This is a genomic window from Jiella sonneratiae, from assembly GCF_017353515.1.
GTDB lineage: Bacteria > Pseudomonadota > Alphaproteobacteria > Rhizobiales > Rhizobiaceae > Jiella > Jiella sonneratiae.
Genome location: NZ_JAFMPY010000030.1, coordinates 42,959 through 59,407, shown reverse-complemented (window position 1 = coordinate 59,407; position 16,449 = coordinate 42,959). Strand labels below are relative to the sequence as shown.

Below are 16,449 nucleotides of genomic sequence, written 5' to 3'. Positions count from 1 at the left end.
TCGACCCGCTCGGGCCAGGTCTCCCGCACCCAGTCGGTGAAAGCCTTGGAGAACAAAGCCGGGTTGATGCGGTTCATCACGATCGTCAGCCAGCGGTTGCCGGGCACGCCGTGCTCGTAAGGCAGGAAGCGGCGCAGGAACGGCAGATGCGCAGCGCCCCATGCGGCGATCGTTTCGTAGGCGTCGCAGTCGGCCATCGTCCCGCAGACGACGAGCAGCAGGACTTCGGGAAGCGGATGATAGAGCCGGCGCACATCGCGCGGGTCATCGATCTCGGCAAACTGCTCCAGCAAAACCCGAAGGCGGGACTTCGGACCCCAATCGTCGGCACAAGCGCTCATCGCGGCAGCTCCTGGAATCAACCGCCGCCACAGAATCAGCCTCCAAGCAATACGTCACCTGCTGTCATATGAGTTCGCAGCCCTGCAATAATCTCTCAACGAATTGCTTTGAAATTGAAATGATGACTCTCTTTCAGAGACGGTGGTTTTTGCCATCCCTCAGGCAATGATCGGTTAGAGCGAAAGGTGCACTTTGGCGGGTGTCTTTGGGTGACTTTCGAGGCTGCGGATCGGGAATGCCGAAAGGCATGGGAGCGAGCGGCAGGAGAATCGGTAAAGGCATATCGTCCACCTCCGGCTCGATCGTGTCGTTCACATCAACGAAGCGCTCGCTCGGCCAGACGACCTACCGGCGCTTCGGGAAGAGCGACACGGAGATTGGCATCTTCGAAAAGCTGCTCAAACACCGGTGTGGGGATGGTCACGCGTGTAGACTGTTGAATTCGGCAGATCATAATCTCGACTGCTTCGACAATCACCGTCTTGTCAAGTACAGACAATGTCCGGCAGTCGAGCGAGAAGCAAAGCGCTCCAACGTTCCCCAATGCCGGGTCGAGGTGTAGGACTTAAATCGAACCGTCTCCAAGGAACTCGGCGCGGTTCATTCAAGGCCGCACCTGCCAGCGCGCGTAGATGACCTCTCGGCAAGACGACGTTCGAGAGGCGTCGGCGAGGGTTAGCGTCCGAGCACGTGGTGTAATAATAATTTCATCGGCGCTGCCCGTGTGATTTTGGGTGGCCATCGAGGTGTATGATCGAGGTGGAGTTTGGCGACTTCGACCGCGGACCATACGGAGACCCCGATGACCAAGACCAGCATGGACCTTTCTGAGCTTCTGGCAAAGCACGACCAGGGCGACTTCCTGCGCAACATCGCCGAGGCGGTATTGCAGCTCCTCATGGAGGCCGACGTTGAAGGCCTCATCGGCGCCGGGCGCCACGAACGCAGCGGCGAGCGGACGACCTGGCGCAACGGCTATCGCGACCGCTCTCTCGACACCCGTCTCGGCACCTTGAACCTGAAGGTGCCGAAGCTTCGGCAGGGCAGCTACTTCCCTGGCTTTCTGGAGGCTCGCAAGACCTCCGAGCAGGCGCTCGTCGCCGTCATTCAGGAAGCTTGGATCGGCGGGGTCTCGACACGACGTGTCGACGATCTGGTGCAGGCGATGGGTCTTTCAGGGATCTCGAAGAGCACCGTCTCCAAACTCTGCAAGGACATCGACGAACGGGTCGGCGAGTTCCTGAACCGGCCGCTCGTCGGCGAATGGCCCTATGTCTGGCTCGATGCCACCTATCTGAAGCAGAGGCAGGGCGGCGAGGTCGAGTGTCTCTCCCCATGCGCGGTTTGGAGTCGAATACGAAGGTGGGCGATATGACGGGAGGCTCGCCATCCTTCGAACGCATTGCGGCTGGATAGATCACTCCTAACGGCGGGTTCCGGCGCAGTCAGACGCTTCGCGAAAATTTATTCGTCACCCGCTCTTTCGACGAAGATCGAGACATCACCAGATGGCCGAGATATCCGCTTCCTTCGCGGCTTTGCGCTTCGGATTGGGGTTGCGCGGTGAAGCAACTGACCCAATCTCGAAGGACCTTCGAGATGCACTTCTGGAAGAGGCCGCGACACAGTCGGAGTTGCCGGGAGACGGGGAGGGGTTGGAGGCCTCTCCGAAAATTTTGGCGGAGTTTCGCAAATTCCAGGTTCGCAGGAAGGAGGCCTTGAAGGCCCAGCGCTTGGCGCAGCTTACCGGCACTCCCCCAACTGGCAAGCTTGGCGCTGAGGCGGTGATGCAGTCTGAGACTGTGCCGGCGCAATCGATGTCTCCGGAAATGGAGCGGCCTCCGCAGAACGTCGCATATCAGAAAGAATTGACCGCCAAATACGCCCGCCTGCAGGCTGCTCCATTCGGGTTTTTCGAGCGCCTCGTCGATTTTTGGGCCAACCATTTCGCGGTCGACGCCCGCAGGTCGGGCATGACCCGAGCAACCGTCGGTTCGTACGAGCGGGAGGCGATCCGCCCGAACGTCCTCGGCCGGTTCGAAATCATGCTCTCGGCCGTCGCCCGCCATCCGGCGATGCTCAATTACCTCGACAACTGGGTTTCCGTCGGCGTGAACAGCCGCGCGGCGAAGCGACGGCCCGGGCGCGGTCTCAACGAAAATTTCGGTCGCGAACTCATGGAACTCCACACGCTCGGCGTCGACGGCGGCTACGATCAGGCGGATGTGCGCGCGCTGGCCAATGCGTTGACAGGCTGGACCATCGACTTCGGCTTGCAGCGTCCCGAAACTGTCGGAAAATTCGTGTTCCAGGCGCAGCGGCACGAGCCGGGCCCTGTGACCGTGATGGGCAAGACCTATCCCCAGAAGGGCGAGGCACAGGCCGCCGCGATCATCGCGGATCTCGCCCGCCATCCGGCCACCGCGCGGCACGTGTCGCGAAAGCTCGTCCAGGCCTTCGTCGCCGACGAGCCGCCGCCGGAACTGGTCGCCAAGCTCGCGGACGTCTTCCTCAAGACCGACGGCGACCTGATGGCGGTGGCCAAGGCCCTGGTGACGGCGCCCGAGAGCTGGCAGGCGCCGCGCGCCAAGCTGCGCAGCCCGCAGGAATTCGTCATCGCCTCGACCCGTGCCCTCGGCCTCACCCTGAAGCCTGCCGAGATCACCCGCAGCCTCGTCACCCTCGGCCAGATGTACTGGCAGCCGCTCTCGCCGGCCGGATATCCCGGCGATTCGCGCAACTGGCTGGCGCCGGACGCAATGACCAACCGCCTCGACGTCGCGCAGTACATGGCCGCCCGCGCCAAGCCGGAAGACCCGATGGCGATCGCCGACAGGGTGCTCGGCGATCTCCTGACCGGCTCGACGCGCGAGGCGATCGGCCGGGCCGAAAGCCCCGCCCAGGCCTATGCGCTGCTCCTGATGAGCCCCGAGTTCCAGCGGAGATGACGTGATGGAACGCTGCCTCTACCCCACCATCAGCCGTCGGCGACTGCTCGTCGGCGGCGGCGTCCTCGCCGCCTGGGCGACGATGCCCCGGACCGGCTTTGCCGGCACGCGCGACCCGCGCTTCGTCGTCGTCATCCTGCGCGGGGCGCTCGACGGCCTCGCGGCGGTCGCGCCGGTCGGCGACCCCGCCTACCGGCCGCTGCGCGGCGCCCTGGCGCTGGGCGAGGGCGGCCGCGACGTGCTGCCGCTCGGCGACGGCTTCTTCGCCCTCAACGACGCGATGCCGAAATTCAAGGCCTTTTACGACCGGGGCCAGGCGCTGGTGGTCCATGCGGCGGCGACGCCCTATCGCGATCGCTCGCATTTCGACGGGCAGAACGTCCTCGAAAGCGGCCTCGCCGGCCCGTCCGGGACACAGAGCGGCTGGCTCAACCGCGTCGCCGGCGCCCTGCCGGCGGGCGAGCGCGTCGGCGCCGAGCCGGGCCTTGCCATCGGCCCGACCGTGCCGCTGATCCTCGCGGGCCCGGCGGGGACGCTGACCTGGTCGCCGCAGACCTTCCGCCCGGCGGGCGAGGACACGGCGCTGCGTCTCGCCTCGCTCTACGGTGAAAGCGACCACGAACTCGCCCGGCTGCTGACCGAGGGGCTTGAGACCGACCGGATGATGGCGAACACCTCGTTCGACCTCGAAAAGGGGCCGGCGCGGGCGTTCCGCACGCTGGCGAGCGGCGCCGCCCGGCTGCTCGCCAAGGAGGACGGGCCGCGGCTGGCGGCGATCAGCTACGAGGGCTGGGACACCCACGTTCAGGAAGGCGCCGATCACGGCCGCCTCGCCCGCAACCTCTCGGCCCTCGACCTGTCGCTCGACGATCTGGCGCAGGGGCTCGGACCGGCCTGGCGCGACACCGTCGTCGCGGTGGTCACCGAATTCGGCCGCACGGCCTGGGGAAATGGCGGCGGCGGCACCGATCACGGCACCGGCACGACGGCCTTCCTGCTCGGCGGCGCGGTGAGGGGCGGGCGGGTGATCGCCGACTGGCCGGGCCTTGCCAAGGCCAACCTCCAGGACGGCCGCGATCTGAAGCCGACGACCGACCTGCGTGCGGTGCTCAAGGGCGTCCTCAAGGACCATCTCGGCCTTTCCGAGACGGTGCTCGCGACGACGGTGTTTCCCGACAGCCAGAACGCCAGGCCTCTCCAGGGTCTCGTCGCATAGCGGCCAGCCGACGCTGCGATGCCGGGGCGGCGCGGATCGGGCGCAAGGAGCCGCGGCGGACGAAACGACGATGAGAGCGGCGGACGGCGCCGGCCGCCCGCCCGCCGGCGCCCGTAACGGGTGGGCGCGTGTCACGAAGGCCGGGGCAGGGGGCCCGGAAACACCTCTCCGTCGAAGAGCTTGCGCGCGGTGCGCAGCGTTCCGGCGGCGGTGACGGCACCGGTCTCGTCGCGCTCGATCAGCACCTCGGCAGCGCCCGTCGGATGCTCGACGAGGAAGCGCCCGTCCTCCGGCAGGCTGGCGAGTTCGCCCGCCGGCGTTCCTTTAAGCGTACAGGCGGTCGCCACCGACACCGCGGCGAAGACGCCGATGGTGGCGTGGCAGCGATGCGGAATGAAGCTGCGGGTCGCGATCGTGCCGCCGGCCCGCGGCGCCGAGACCAGCGTCATCTTTGGCACCGACTTTTCCCGGACGTCGCCGAGATTCATCATCGGCCCGGCCTCGAGCCGGATCTTTTCCAGCCGCGCCTTGAGCCGCTCGTCCTGGTCCAGGGTCTCGCGGCTTTCCTCGCCCGTGATGCCGAGATCCGCCGCGCGCATGACGACGATCGGCATGCCGTTGTCGATCAGCGTCGCCTCGACGCCGCCGATCACGTCGACCGCGTTGCCGGTGGGAAGCAGCGCGCCGCTCATCGAGCCGGCGATGTCCTGGAACATCAGCGGCACCGGGGCGTGGCTGCCGGGAACGCCGTCGATCGCGGCATCGCCCTCGTAGGAGACCCGCCCGTCCGGCGTCTTCACCCGCGCGGTCGCGACCTCGCCGGTGTTGACCATGTGGATGCGCACCGGCGTCTCGTCGCCCGCGACCGCAACGAGGCCGCGTTCGATCGCCGCAGGCCCGACGCCGGCGAGGATGTTGCCGCAGCCCTGCGCGTCCGAGACCAGCGCCTCGTCGACATAGACCTGCAGGAACAGGTAGTCGACGTCGGCGTCGTCGCGGCTCGATGGGCCGAGCACCGCGACCTTCGAGGTCAGCGGATCGGCGCCGCCGATGCCGTCGATCTGCGCCTTGTCGGGCGAGCCCATGATCGCAAGCAGCAGCGCGTCGCGGCGCGCCGTGTCGGCGGGCAGGTCGTCCGCCAGGAAATAGGCGCCCTTCGAGGTGCCGCCGCGCATCCAGAGGCAGCGTATGCCGCCCGCGGCCGGATCAGACATATTTCAGGCCCTTTTCGGCGAGCCGGGCGCGCATGCCGTAGATGTCGAGCCCGAGTTCGCCGGCGGCGAGGCGGCTTCGCTTGGCCTCCTCGGCGGCGACGCGCTTCTCCGCCTTTTCCGCAACCGACGCGGCGTCGCTGCGCCTGACGACGCAGACCCCGTCGTCGTCGGCGACGATCACGTCGCCGGCCTCGATCAGCTGCCCGCCGCAGGTGATCGCGATGTTGACCGAGCCGAGCGTCTCCTTGACGGTACCCTGCGAGGAGACCGCCTTCGACCAGACCGGAAAGCCCATCGTTCTCAGGTCCGCGACGTCGCGCACGCCGGCCTCGATCACCAGGCCCCGGCAGCCGCGGGCCATCGCCGAGGTTGCCAGAAGATCGCCGAAATAGCCGTCGTCGCAGGGGCTGGTCGGAGCGAGCACCAGGATGTCGCCCTCCTTCAACTGCTCGATCGCGACGTGCAGCATCCAGTTGTCGCCGGGAGGCGAGGAGATCGTCACCGCCGATCCGGCGATGCGGGTGCCCGACTGGATGGGCGTGAGGCCCGATCCGAGAAAGCCGATGCGCCCCTGCGCCTCGTGGACGGTGGCCGTGCCGGCCTCGCCGAGCCGGGCGATGACCTGAGGATCGGCGCGGTCGACGGTCTCGACGACATAGCCCGGCGTGTTGGGCGCGATGGAACGGATGTCGAAAGTCATGGCGTTCGCCTTTCTCAAGCTTCGACCGGCGGCGTGCCGTGGGTGTGGAAGGTCTCGATGGTCTTCAGCCCCCAGGCCTGGCCCTTGCGGCGGTCGGCCTCCGTCCAGATCACCGGCTGCCAGTCCGGGGCGAGGATCAGCCGCGCGCCGGAATTGGCGAGTTCGACGCGGTTGCCCGCCGGTTCCCAGACATAGAGGAAGAAGGTGCCCTGGATGGCGTGCTTGTGCGGGCCGGTCTCGATGTGGACGCCGTTCTGCAGGAAGAGATCGGCAGCCCGCAGGATGTCCTCGCGCTGGTCGGTCGCATAGGTCACGTGATGCAGCCGGCCATGGCCCTTGCCGTGCTCCTCGGTGCAGGCGAGGTCGTAGGTCTTGTTGTTGACGGTGAACCAGCAGCCGCCGATCCGGCCGTTGTCGAGCTGGATCAGCTCCGTGACCCGGCTGCCGAGGCAGGTCTCCATGAAGCGGCGGAATTCGGTGACGTCCTCGGCGAGGAGGTTGAGATGGTCGAGACGCCGCGGGGCGGCGCCGGTGAAGGCCGAGGCGGTGTTCTTCAGCGCCGCCTTCTCGGCGGCATCCTTCGCCTCGTACCAGACCGTGTCGTAGTAGATCTCGAAGACGTGGCCGAACGGATCCTCGAAGCGGAAGGCGCGGCCGTGGCTCTCGTCGCCGTCGATCCAGCCATGGGTCTTGAAGCCGGAGGCTTCGATCGCCGCGACGCGGCGTTCGAGCGCCTCCTGCGAGGCCGCCCGGTAGGCGATGTGGCCGACGCCGGTCGTTTCGGCGCGGGTGAGCTTCAGGGAGGCGTACTCGTAGTCGTCCCAGGCCCGCAGATAGGCCGACGTCTCGTTGCGGCCCGAGAGCTTCAGGCCGTAGATGCGGGTGAAGAAGTCGAGGCTCTCCTCGAACCTGTCGGTCAGCATCTCGACATGGGCGAGATGGGCGATGTCCGTCATGGCGGTCCTCCTCCGCAGATATGGCTGCACGCAACCGACGTTCGGCTGCGCTTCTTCGTTCCGATCCGGCGCCGCGCCGTTTTTCGGGGCGGCCGTCGAACTGCCGCTGGCCGTCAGCCGGTTCCTCTGCGCATCGCGCCGCGACAGGGCAGGGGGCGGGCTGCCGGGCGCCGGTCTTGTGCCCGGCTCACCGCCTCAGAGTTCGTCGACGGTACGCGGGAAGATCGACTGGAAGCCCTCGGCATATTTGCAGTCGCGCCCGCCCGACTGGCCGCCGGAATTGCGCTTGAAGTGGTTGGCACGGTTGATGGCGACGCGGGTGTAATACTCCCACAGATGCTCCTGGCCCTCCATGCACTCGATTGCCGCGCGCTTCCTGTCCCAGACCGGGGTGATGTCGAGGAAGGTGTCCGGCTTCCAGCCCATCTGCTCTGTCTGGTGCGGCTCGAAGAGATAGAGCTGCGGCGCGCCGAGCACCTTCTCGCCGGGATTGTGGCCCCAGGCCTGGGCGATCATCCGGCATTCGAGGGCGACCTGCGTCGCATAGGCGTGGTCGGTGTTGTAGGGATCGTATTGCGAATGGGAGAGCATGAAGGCCGGCTGCACGCGGCGGATCACACCGACCAGCGCGTCCTTGTCGGCGCGCTGGAGTTCCAGAGGGTAGTCGCCGAGATCCATGCAGACGAGGTCGTGGACGCCGAGCGCCTCGGCGGCCTTTTCCGCCTCCGCGCGCCGCGCATCCTTGACGCGGTCGAGGGTCATGCCCTCGAGCTTCCAAAGCTTGGCGCTCTCGCCCCGTTCGCCGAAGGACAGGCAGACGACGGTCACCGCGTAGCCTTTGGCGGCATGCAGGGCGATCGCGCCGCCGCAGCGCCAGACGAAATCGGCGGCATGGGCGGAGATGACGAGGGCGGTCTTGTTCTCGGCCATTGCAGTCCTCTGGCTCTTGTGACGGCGTGCGGTCCCGTCTGGTCGATAGATGAACCGCAGGGTCCTCCGGCTCCAATCGGAAATGCGTCCCCGCGCATAATTTCAAGCTATAATCGCTTAAAGTCCGGCGGGACATGGCATAGGCCTTGACGGCCTTTGCGGGCCCCGCGAAGGCATGATGCGGAGCCTGCGGCTCCGGCGAGGAGAGGGGAGGAATGCCCATGGCGGTCGACGGCGAAGCGATTGCGCTCATCGGCTACGGCGAAGCCGCCGCTGCGATCACCGGGGGCTGGCCGCTCCCCCGCAAGGCGTTTCGGGCCTATGACGTGAAGACCCGCGAGCCCGTGACGGCGGAGGCAATGTGGGCGCGCTACGAGGCGGCCGGCATCGCCGGCTGCGGCGAGATCGCAGAGGCCATCGGCGCCGCCCGCCTCGTCCTCAGCCTGGTCACGGCCGACCGCGCCGTCGAGGCGGCCGGCGCCGGCGCCCCGCATCTGACGCCGGGCGCGCTCTTCATCGACGGCAACAGCTGCAGCCCGGCCAGCAAGAGCGAAGCCGCCCGCCTCGTCGAGGCTGCCGGCGGCCGCTACGTCGACATGGCGATCATGGCGCCGGTCCATCCGAAGGGCCACCGGGTGCCGGTGCTCCTCGCCGGCCCCCATGCCGAGGATGCGCTCGCCGTGCTGACGGCGCTCGACATGGACGCGACCCTCGCCGGGCCCGAGGTCGGACAGGCCTCGGCGATCAAGATGCTGCGCTCGGTGATGGTCAAGGGGTTCGAGGCGCTGACGGCGGAATGCCTGCTCGCGGCGCGCCGGGCCGGCGTCGAGGATGCGGTCCTCGCCTCGCTCCAGGCCTCCGACCCCGGCACCGACTGGCGGGCCCGCTCGGCCTACAATCTCGAACGCATGATGGTGCACGGGGTGCGCCGCGCCGCCGAGATGGAGGAGGTCGGCAAGACCGTCGCAGCCCTCGGCCTGCCGCCGCGCATGAGTGCGGCGATCGCCGCCTGGCAGCGGCAGGTCGGCTCGCTGGCGCTGGAGGGCGGCGCCGCCGACCTTGCCGAACGCGCCGACCGGCTGAATGCCGGGCTCGGCTCGAAAAGCGGGTGATGGACTTCAATCTCCGCCATCTGCGGATCTTCGCCGACGTCGTCTCGACCGGCTCGATCACCCAGGCGGCCGGCAGGATCGGCCTGTCGCAGCCGGCCGTCACCCAGGCGATCGGCCGGCTGGAGGCGCAGGTGGGCACGGCGCTCCTCGACCGGGCGCATCGCCAGGCGCTGCCGACCGCCGCCGGCGCCGTCTTCGCCGCGCGCTCCGCCCGCGCCCTCGCTCTGTTCGACGAGGCTGCCGCGCTCGCCGGGCCGCGTCTTTCCCGCACCGCGACGACGGCGCAGCTTTCGGCCTTCGTCGCGCTGGTGAAGGCCGGCCGCTCCACGGATGCCGCCCGCTCGCTCGGCATCGCCCAGCCGACCCTGCATCGCGCCGCCGCCGCCATTCAGAAGGAGGCGACGCGGCCGCTTTTCGAGCGGACCTCCCGCGGCCTCGTGCCGACCCGGCTCGGCAGCATCCTCGCCCGGGCCGTCCGGCTGGCCTATGCCGAGATGGAACAGGCGCGCATGGAGGTGGGCGAGACCGAGGAGAAGGACGTCGGCGCGATCGCGGTCGGCGCGATGCCGCTATCGCGGGCCTTCGCGCTTCCCGTGGCGGTGGCGCGGTTTCGCGCCCGGCGCCCCTCGATGACCGTGCGGATCGTCGACGGCCCCTATGCCGAGCTTCTCGACGGCCTGGAAGCCGGCGTGCTGGACTTTCTGGTCGGGGCGCTCCGGGACCCGCTGCCGAGCCCCTATGTCGAACAGGAGGCGCTGTTCAGCGACGACCTCGTCGTCGTCTGCGGCGCCGCCCATCCGCTGGCGGGGCGCTCGACCGTCAGCCCCGACGACATTCGGCCCTTTCCCTTCGTCGTCGCCGTCAAGGAAACGCCGACGCGGCGGCATTTCGACCGGCTGATTGCCGACGGCGCGCCGTGGCGGCCGGGCCTCGTCGAGACCGGCTCGACGATCTTCATGCGCGAGATCATGTCGCATTCCGAGCATCTCGGCTGCGTCTCGCGCCGCCAGGCCGAGGCCGAGACGCGCCATGGCGGCGTCCACATCCTGCCGTTGCGTCTGCCGGAGACGGAACGCGTCATCGGCCTGACGACGCGGCGCGGCTGGCATCCGACGCGCAGCCAGGCGGAGCTCCTGTCCGAGTTTCGCCGGGCAGCATCGGTATAGCAAAAAATTATGCGGCGGCATCAATAAGTGAATGGCGTTGGCCGGATGCTTGCGGGCATGGTCGGCCGTCGACGAAGGGGAGGCTTCTCCCCAGATCCAGGGAGGACGAACCATGACCTTGCTGACGAAAATGGCCGCGGCCGCGCTCGCGCTGTCGCTCACGGCGGGCGTCGCCCGCGCCGAGGAGCTGAAGTTCGCGAACTTCATGCCGCCGACCAACCCTTACGAGAAGGGCGCGTTCCAGCCCTTCGCCCAAAAGCTGAAGGACGCCACGGACGGCAAGGTGACCGTCGAGGTGTTCTCGGGCGGCGAGCTCGGTGCCGGCCCGGTCGAGCAGTATTCGCGTGCCGTCGACGGCGTCGCGGACTTCGTCGTCAGCCTGCCGGGCTACACGGCCTCGAACTTCCCGATCACCCTTCTGGCGGAGCTGCCCGGCGTCATCCACGAGGACACCGGGACGAAGACGATGTGGGACAACATCGACCTGTTCCAGCCGGAATACCGCCGGGTGCATCTCGTCAGCCTGTGGTCGAACGCCGAGAACGTGCTCTACAGCCGCGACAAGCCGATCCGCACGCCCGACGACGTGAAGGGCATGAAGATCCGCGTTCCCTCGCGCAACACCGGCCTCCTCGTCGAGAGCTGGGGCGCGACGCCGGTGTCGATGCCGGTCTCGGAAATCTACAATTCGCTGCAGACCGGCGTCATCGACGCGGCGATGATCGACGGCACCGGCACCAAGGCCTTCAAGCTCGGCGAAGTGTCGAAATACGTCACCGTCGGCATGAACACGACGATCTCGCCCTTCTTCATCCTGATGAACCGCGACAGCTACCAGTCGCTCGACGAGGCCGAGCAGAAGGCGGTCGACGCGGTCGGCAAGGAAATCTCCTTCATGGCCAACGAGACCCAGCTGGGTGCCGCCCACAAGGGGATCGATGCCTTCGGCGAGATGCCCGACCACGAGGTGATCCACCTCACCGACGAAGAGAAGAAGGCGTTCGACGACCTGTCGAAGAACGTCACCGACAAGGTGGTCGCCGAGGCCGAGCAGAACGGTCTCCCCGCCAAGAAGGTCGTCGGCGCGCTGTCTTCCAACTGATCCGATGGACGTCGTCACGAAAAAGGCCCGGTCGCTGATCCTCGACCGGGCGACCCTTGCACTCGCGGCGGTGGCGGGCCTCTGCCTCGTCGGCACCGTGGTGCTCGTCTGCGTGGCGGTGCTGCTGCGCTATTTCGCCAACGCGCCGATCCTCGGCGTCAACGAGATCGTCCAACTCGGCGGCGTCGCCATGGTGATGATGGCGATGCCCTGGTGTACCGAACGCAACGCCCATGTCAGGGCCGACGTCTTCGATCCCTTCATCGGCCATTGGGGCCGGCTCGGCGGCGACGTGATGTCGCGGGCGATCTCGATCTTCGTCCTCTCGGTGCTGGTCATGCGGTCCTGGGACAAGATGCTCGACGCCCGGGAATTCGGCGACGCCACCAACATGCTGGCGCTGCCGATCTGGCCCTTCTACGGGTTGATGGCCCTCGGCCTCGCCCTGACCGTCGCGATCTTCGCGATACAGATCGTCCTCGTTCTCGTGAGTGGTAAGGAATTCGAATGAGCGACGTCGCCATCGGCGTCCTGGGGTTCGTCTGCCTGTTCGTGCTGATGGTCCTGCGGACGCCCGTCGCCTTCTCCATGCTGATCGTCGGCTTCTTCGGCATGCTGGCGACCGGCGGCATGCGGTTTGCCGGCGCGACGCTCGTCACCGAAACCTATTCCGCCGTCACCAACTATTCGCTGCTCGTCGTGCCGATGTTCGTCCTACTCGGCAACGTCGCCTCCGAGGCCGGGTTCAGCCGCGGCCTCTACGACGCGGCGAATGCCTGGGTCGGCCGCTTCCGCGGCGGGCTCGCCTCCGCCTCGGTGCTGGGCTGTGCCGCCTTCTCGGCGGTCAGCGGCTCCTCGGTGGCCACCGCCGTCACCATCGGCAAGGTGGCGCTGCCGGAAATGCGCCGCCTCGGCTATGCCGACGGCCTGTCCACCGGCTCGGTCGCCGCCGGCGGGACGCTCGGCTTCCTCATTCCGCCGTCGACCGGCTTCGTCATCTACGCCATCCTCACCGAGCAGTCGATCGGCCGGCTGTTCATGGCCGGCATCCTGCCCGGCATCCTGATGTGCGGCCTCTTCATCGTCGCCGTCTGGCTCACCGTGCTGCGCAACCCGGAGGCGGGACGGCGCGGGCCGGAACTCTCCTTCCGCGAGCGTCTGCGCTTTCTCGCCGGTGCCGCGCCGCTGATCGCCGTCATGGTCATCTCGATCGGCGGCATCTACATCGGCGCCTTCACGCCGGTGGAATCCTCGGCCGTCGGCGCCGGGCTGGTGATGATCTTCGCGGCCTTCAAGCGCGGCATGGGCCTCGCCGGCTTCCGGAACGCCATTCTCGAGACCGTGCAGACGACGGCGATGCTCTATGCGATCGTCATCGGCGCCAACGTCCTCAACCCGTTCCTGGCGGTCACCCACATCCCCGACGCCTTCGGCGAGCTGATGACCTCGCTCGGGCTCGGCGCCTACGGCTCGCTGGCGATGATCATCCTCGCCTACGTGCTGCTCGGCATGTTCCTCGACGGCCTGGCGATGCTGGTGATCACCTTGCCGATCTTCTATCCGGTCATCACCGGCTTCGGCTTCAACCCGATCTGGTTCGGCGTCGTCGCGGTGATCGTCATCGAGATGGGCATGATCACCCCGCCCGTCGGCCTCAACGTCTTCGTCATCCGCGCGGTGGCCGGCGACGTCCCGATGGCGACGATCTTCAAGGGCGTCATGCCGTTCCTGGCGGCGATGATCCTGTGCCTCCTGATGATCATCCTGTTCCCGCAGATCGCGCTGCTGATCCCGAACTCGATGTTCGGGTCCTGAGCGGCGCGATCCACCGGAACGCCGGCCGCCCCGAAGACCCGCCGTCCGCCGCGCCGACTTTTTTCCGAACGGTGCCGGAAACGGCTGGACTCGCCGCGGCCCCGGGCCGAATCTCCCGGTGCGCGGGGTGTCCCGCCCCCCTGTGCGAGCCGCAGGCCGGCGAGGCAGCGGCCGCCGGACGCCGGAGCGCGCCGGCGAAAAACCGAAGGAAGACGAGGCCCATGGCAGATCACGGCTACGCGACCGGTCGCTTGAACCTTCCCTTCGTCGGTATCTCGACCTTCGCCAAGAGCCCCTATGTCGGCGACTGGGACGCGATCGATGCCGACGTCGCCGTCCTCGGCGCCCCTTTCGACATGGGGACGCAATGGCGCTCGGGGGCGCGGTTCGGCCCGCGCGGCATCCGCGAGGCCTCGACGCTGTTCTCCTTCGGCCATGCCGGCGCCTACGACCACGAGGACGACGTCACCTACCTCGATGGGGTGCGGATCGTCGATCTCGGCGATGCCGACATCGTCCACACCGACACCTCGACCAGCCACGCCAACATCGAAGCGGGGGTGCGCAAGATCCTTGCGGCCGGGGCGCTGCCGGTGGTGCTCGGCGGCGACCACTCGATCAACATCCCCTGCATCGGCGCCTTCTCCGAAGAGGAGCCGATCCATCTCGTCCAGATCGACGCCCATCTCGATTTCGTCGACGAACGGCACGGCGTGCGCTACGGCCACGGCAACCCGATGCGCCGGGCGGCCGAAAAGCCCTACGTCACCGGCCTGACGCAGATCGGTATCCGCAACGTTTCCTCCACCGCCCGCGAGGGCTACGTGGCGGCGCGTGAGATGGGATCGGACATCCTGTCGGTCCGGCAGGTCCGCCGGCTCGGCGTCGACGCCGTGCTGCAGCGGATCCCGGCGGGACGGCGCTATTATCTGACGCTGGACATCGACGGCTTCGATCCGTCGATCGCGCCGGGCACCGGCACGCCGAGCCACGGCGGCTTTCTCTATTACGAGGTGCTGGAGCTGGTAGCGGGCCTGGCGCAACGCGGCGACATCGTCGGCATCGACCTCGTCGAGGTCGCTCCGCCCTACGATCCCGGCGAGGTGACGTCGATCCTCGCGGCGCAGATCCTGCTCAATGCGATCGGCCGGATCTTCGCCGCAAGGACGCCCCGCGGCTGACGGCGGGACGGCCGGCGCGGGGCCGGCCGACCGGGCGCGTCGCTCAGAGCGGCCCGGCGACCGCCTCGGCCATGACGCACAGGAGCTCGAACATCATCGTCGCGCCGGTCAGCGCGGTGATGCCGGTCGGATCGAGCGGCGGCGAGACCTCGACGAGGTCGGCGCCGACGATCGCGACGCCGGCGAGTTCCCGGACCAGCGCCTGCGCCTGGAATGTCGAGACGCCGCCGATCTCCGGCGTTCCGGTGCCGGGCGCGAAGGCGGGATCGATGACGTCGATGTCGAAGGAGACGTAGGTCTCCTCGGCGCCGACGATGTCGCGGGCCTCGGCCATGACGTCGGCGACGCCGCGGGCCATCAGCTCCTCGATGAAGATCTGCCGGAGGCCGACACCCTTGGCGAAGTCGTAGTTCGCAGCGTCCGAGATCGCACCCCTGAGGCCGATCTGCACCATGCGCTTCGGATCGAGCAGGCCTTCCTCGATCGCCCGCCGGAACGGCGTTCCGTGATTGTAGCGGTTGCCGAAGAACTCGTCATAGGTGTCGGAATGGGCGTCGAAGTGAATGAGGCCGCGCGGCCGGCCGCGGTGAAGTCCGCGCAGGATCGGCAGGGTGACGAGGTGGTCGCCGCCGGCGGTGAGCGGCACGGCGCCGGCGTCGCGGACGCTTGCGTAGAAGCCGGCGATCAGCTCGATGCTCTCCGCCGGATCGACCGGATTGACCGGGGCATCGCCGCAATCAGCGACGCGCAGGCGATCGAAGGGCGAGGCGAGGGTCGCATGATGCACGCGCCGGACGAGGCTCGACTGGTTGCGGATCTCGCGCGGGCCGTGGCGGGCGCCGGTGCGGTTGGTGGTGCCGCCGTCGAAGGGGATGCCGAGAAGCGCGACGTCGACCTCGGCCGGCTCGGCGACGGGCAGGCGCATGAAGGTCGCCGGGCCGGCGAAGCGCGGGACGGCGCCGGAATCGAGCGGCTGGAAGCGGGAAAGATCGGTCACAGCTTGAACTCTGCCTTGACGGCTTCGGTGATCAGGGCGACGTGGTCGGCCATCAGCCATTCGCCCTTTTCGGCGGTGGCCTTTTCGGCGCGGGCGAGGACGCCCGAAGCGGGCACGAAGCCCTCCGGGACGGGCCAGCGGTCGAAGGTCGGGAATTTCGCCGGCCCGTCGTCCGGCACCTTCGCCATGTCGACGAGGTCGGGCCGCAGCAGCAGCATCAGCGAAGTCTCGAGCAGGCTCGCATGTTCGAGCTCGGTGCCGGGAAAGCCGTCCGGAAACAGCCTGTCGAGCGTCGCCCGGCGGACGAAGTCCCAGTATTCGAGCCGCATCGCCTGAACGTCGGATATGCCGTCGCGGCGCAGCTCGCGCAGGCCGAGATCGAGCCCTTCGACCGCCGGCCAGGCATTCTCGAAATGGCCGATGACGAGGACGAGCTTCCTGACGCCCTTGTGGCCGAGGCCGCGCACCACGTCGCGCACGACGAGGGAGAAGGTGTTGGCGTCGAGACTGATCGTGCCGGGAAACGCCTCGCCGCCGCCCGAGCGCGGCTGCGACTTGTAGCCATAGGGGACGCAGGGCGCGACGAGGCCGCCGACATTGCGGGCGACCCGCTCGCAGACACCGGTCGGCAGCACGACGTCGACGTTGAGCGCCATGTGCGGCCCGTGCTGCTCGGTGGCGCCGAGGGGCAGGAACACCACCGCCCCCTCGTCGACGCGGGCCTTGAATTCCGGCCAGGTCAGTTCGGCCATCATCACGCTGTCGTTCAT

At 68.1% G+C, this 16,449-nt stretch carries 15 protein-coding genes and 1 pseudogene; 9 read left to right on the top strand and 7 right to left on the bottom strand.

The genetic code is table 11. From position 1 onward, the window contains the following. Positions 1-341 (bottom strand): transposase family protein (locus J1C47_RS20615; RefSeq protein ID WP_207352684.1); only part of this gene is annotated, 341 nt, incomplete at its 3' end. An 803-nt stretch (positions 342-1,144) separates the two neighbouring features. Between J1C47_RS20615 and J1C47_RS20610 the strand changes: the two are divergent. From J1C47_RS20610 to J1C47_RS20600, 3 genes and pseudogenes are all read left to right on the top strand, one after another. Further along, positions 1,145-1,663: pseudogene (locus tag J1C47_RS20610) on the top strand (transposase); the annotation flags it as partial. A 187-nt stretch (positions 1,664-1,850) separates the two neighbouring features. Then, positions 1,851-3,290 carry a DUF1800 domain-containing protein gene (locus J1C47_RS20605; RefSeq protein WP_207352683.1) on the top strand — a complete coding sequence of 480 codons (1,440 nt, stop codon included), beginning with the start codon at positions 1,851-1,853 and terminating at the stop codon, positions 3,288-3,290. Positions 3,291-3,294: 4 nt separating this feature from the next. Then, positions 3,295-4,506, top strand: coding sequence for a DUF1501 domain-containing protein (locus tag J1C47_RS20600; RefSeq protein ID WP_207352682.1), 1,212 nt, complete (start codon positions 3,295-3,297; stop codon positions 4,504-4,506). Positions 4,507-4,637: 131 nt separating this feature from the next. Here the strand turns inward: J1C47_RS20600 and J1C47_RS20595 are convergent, their stop codons facing one another. The 4 genes from J1C47_RS20595 to J1C47_RS20580 form a co-directional block, all read right to left on the bottom strand. Beyond that, complete coding sequence (locus tag J1C47_RS20595) at positions 4,638-5,720, bottom strand: 4-oxalomesaconate tautomerase (protein ID WP_207352681.1); 1,083 nt, start codon at positions 5,718-5,720, stop codon at positions 4,638-4,640. After that, positions 5,713-6,420: a 4-carboxy-4-hydroxy-2-oxoadipate aldolase/oxaloacetate decarboxylase gene (locus J1C47_RS20590; protein WP_207352680.1), complete on the bottom strand. Its 708-nt coding sequence runs from the start codon at positions 6,418-6,420 to the stop codon at positions 5,713-5,715. Before J1C47_RS20590 ends, J1C47_RS20595 begins: the two co-directional genes overlap by 8 nt. Positions 6,421-6,434: 14 nt before the next feature. Continuing rightward, the gene (locus tag J1C47_RS20585) at positions 6,435-7,376 is read right to left on the bottom strand and encodes a VOC family protein (protein WP_207352679.1); all 942 of its coding nucleotides are present in this window, start codon (positions 7,374-7,376) and stop codon (positions 6,435-6,437) included. 195 nt (positions 7,377-7,571) lie between these two features. Next, positions 7,572-8,306: a PIG-L deacetylase family protein gene (locus J1C47_RS20580; protein ID WP_207352678.1), complete on the bottom strand. Its 735-nt coding sequence runs from the start codon at positions 8,304-8,306 to the stop codon at positions 7,572-7,574. Between the two features lie 215 nt (positions 8,307-8,521). On the opposite strand from J1C47_RS20580, the gene J1C47_RS20575 reads away from it, so the two are divergent. The 6 genes from J1C47_RS20575 to speB (J1C47_RS20550) all read left to right on the top strand — a co-directional run bounded on the left by J1C47_RS20575 (position 8,522) and on the right by speB (J1C47_RS20550) (position 14,682). Next, positions 8,522-9,418, top strand: coding sequence for an NAD(P)-dependent oxidoreductase (locus tag J1C47_RS20575; protein WP_245396710.1), 897 nt, complete (start codon positions 8,522-8,524; stop codon positions 9,416-9,418). Further along, positions 9,418-10,584, top strand: coding sequence for a LysR family transcriptional regulator (locus J1C47_RS20570; protein WP_207352677.1), 1,167 nt, complete (start codon positions 9,418-9,420; stop codon positions 10,582-10,584). The genes J1C47_RS20575 and J1C47_RS20570 overlap by 1 nt, the downstream gene beginning before the upstream one ends. A 112-nt stretch (positions 10,585-10,696) precedes the next feature. Beyond that, positions 10,697-11,686 carry a TRAP transporter substrate-binding protein gene (locus J1C47_RS20565; RefSeq protein ID WP_207352676.1) on the top strand — a complete coding sequence of 330 codons (990 nt, stop codon included), beginning with the start codon at positions 10,697-10,699 and terminating at the stop codon, positions 11,684-11,686. A gap of 4 nt (positions 11,687-11,690) precedes the next feature. Further along, entirely contained in the window at positions 11,691-12,197 is a 507-nt protein-coding gene (locus J1C47_RS20560) for a TRAP transporter small permease (RefSeq protein ID WP_207352675.1), read from the top strand. Continuing rightward, positions 12,194-13,501, top strand: a complete 1,308-nt coding sequence (locus tag J1C47_RS20555) for a TRAP transporter large permease (protein ID WP_207352674.1) — start codon at positions 12,194-12,196, stop codon at positions 13,499-13,501. Before J1C47_RS20560 ends, J1C47_RS20555 begins: the two co-directional genes overlap by 4 nt. Positions 13,502-13,722: 221 nt before the next feature. Then, on the top strand, positions 13,723-14,682 hold the full coding sequence (speB, locus tag J1C47_RS20550) for an agmatinase (protein WP_207352673.1): 960 nt from the start codon (positions 13,723-13,725) through the stop codon (positions 14,680-14,682). Between the two features lie 43 nt (positions 14,683-14,725). Here the strand turns inward: speB (J1C47_RS20550) and speB (J1C47_RS20545) are convergent, their stop codons facing one another. Together speB (J1C47_RS20545) and J1C47_RS20540 are read right to left on the bottom strand one after the other, a co-directional pair. After that, positions 14,726-15,679, bottom strand: coding sequence for an agmatinase (speB, locus tag J1C47_RS20545; protein ID WP_342592030.1), 954 nt, complete (start codon positions 15,677-15,679; stop codon positions 14,726-14,728). After that, positions 15,676-16,449 (bottom strand): creatininase, encoded by a 774-nt coding sequence (locus J1C47_RS20540; protein WP_207352672.1) that lies wholly within the window; start codon positions 16,447-16,449, stop codon positions 15,676-15,678. The genes speB (J1C47_RS20545) and J1C47_RS20540 overlap by 4 nt, the downstream gene beginning before the upstream one ends.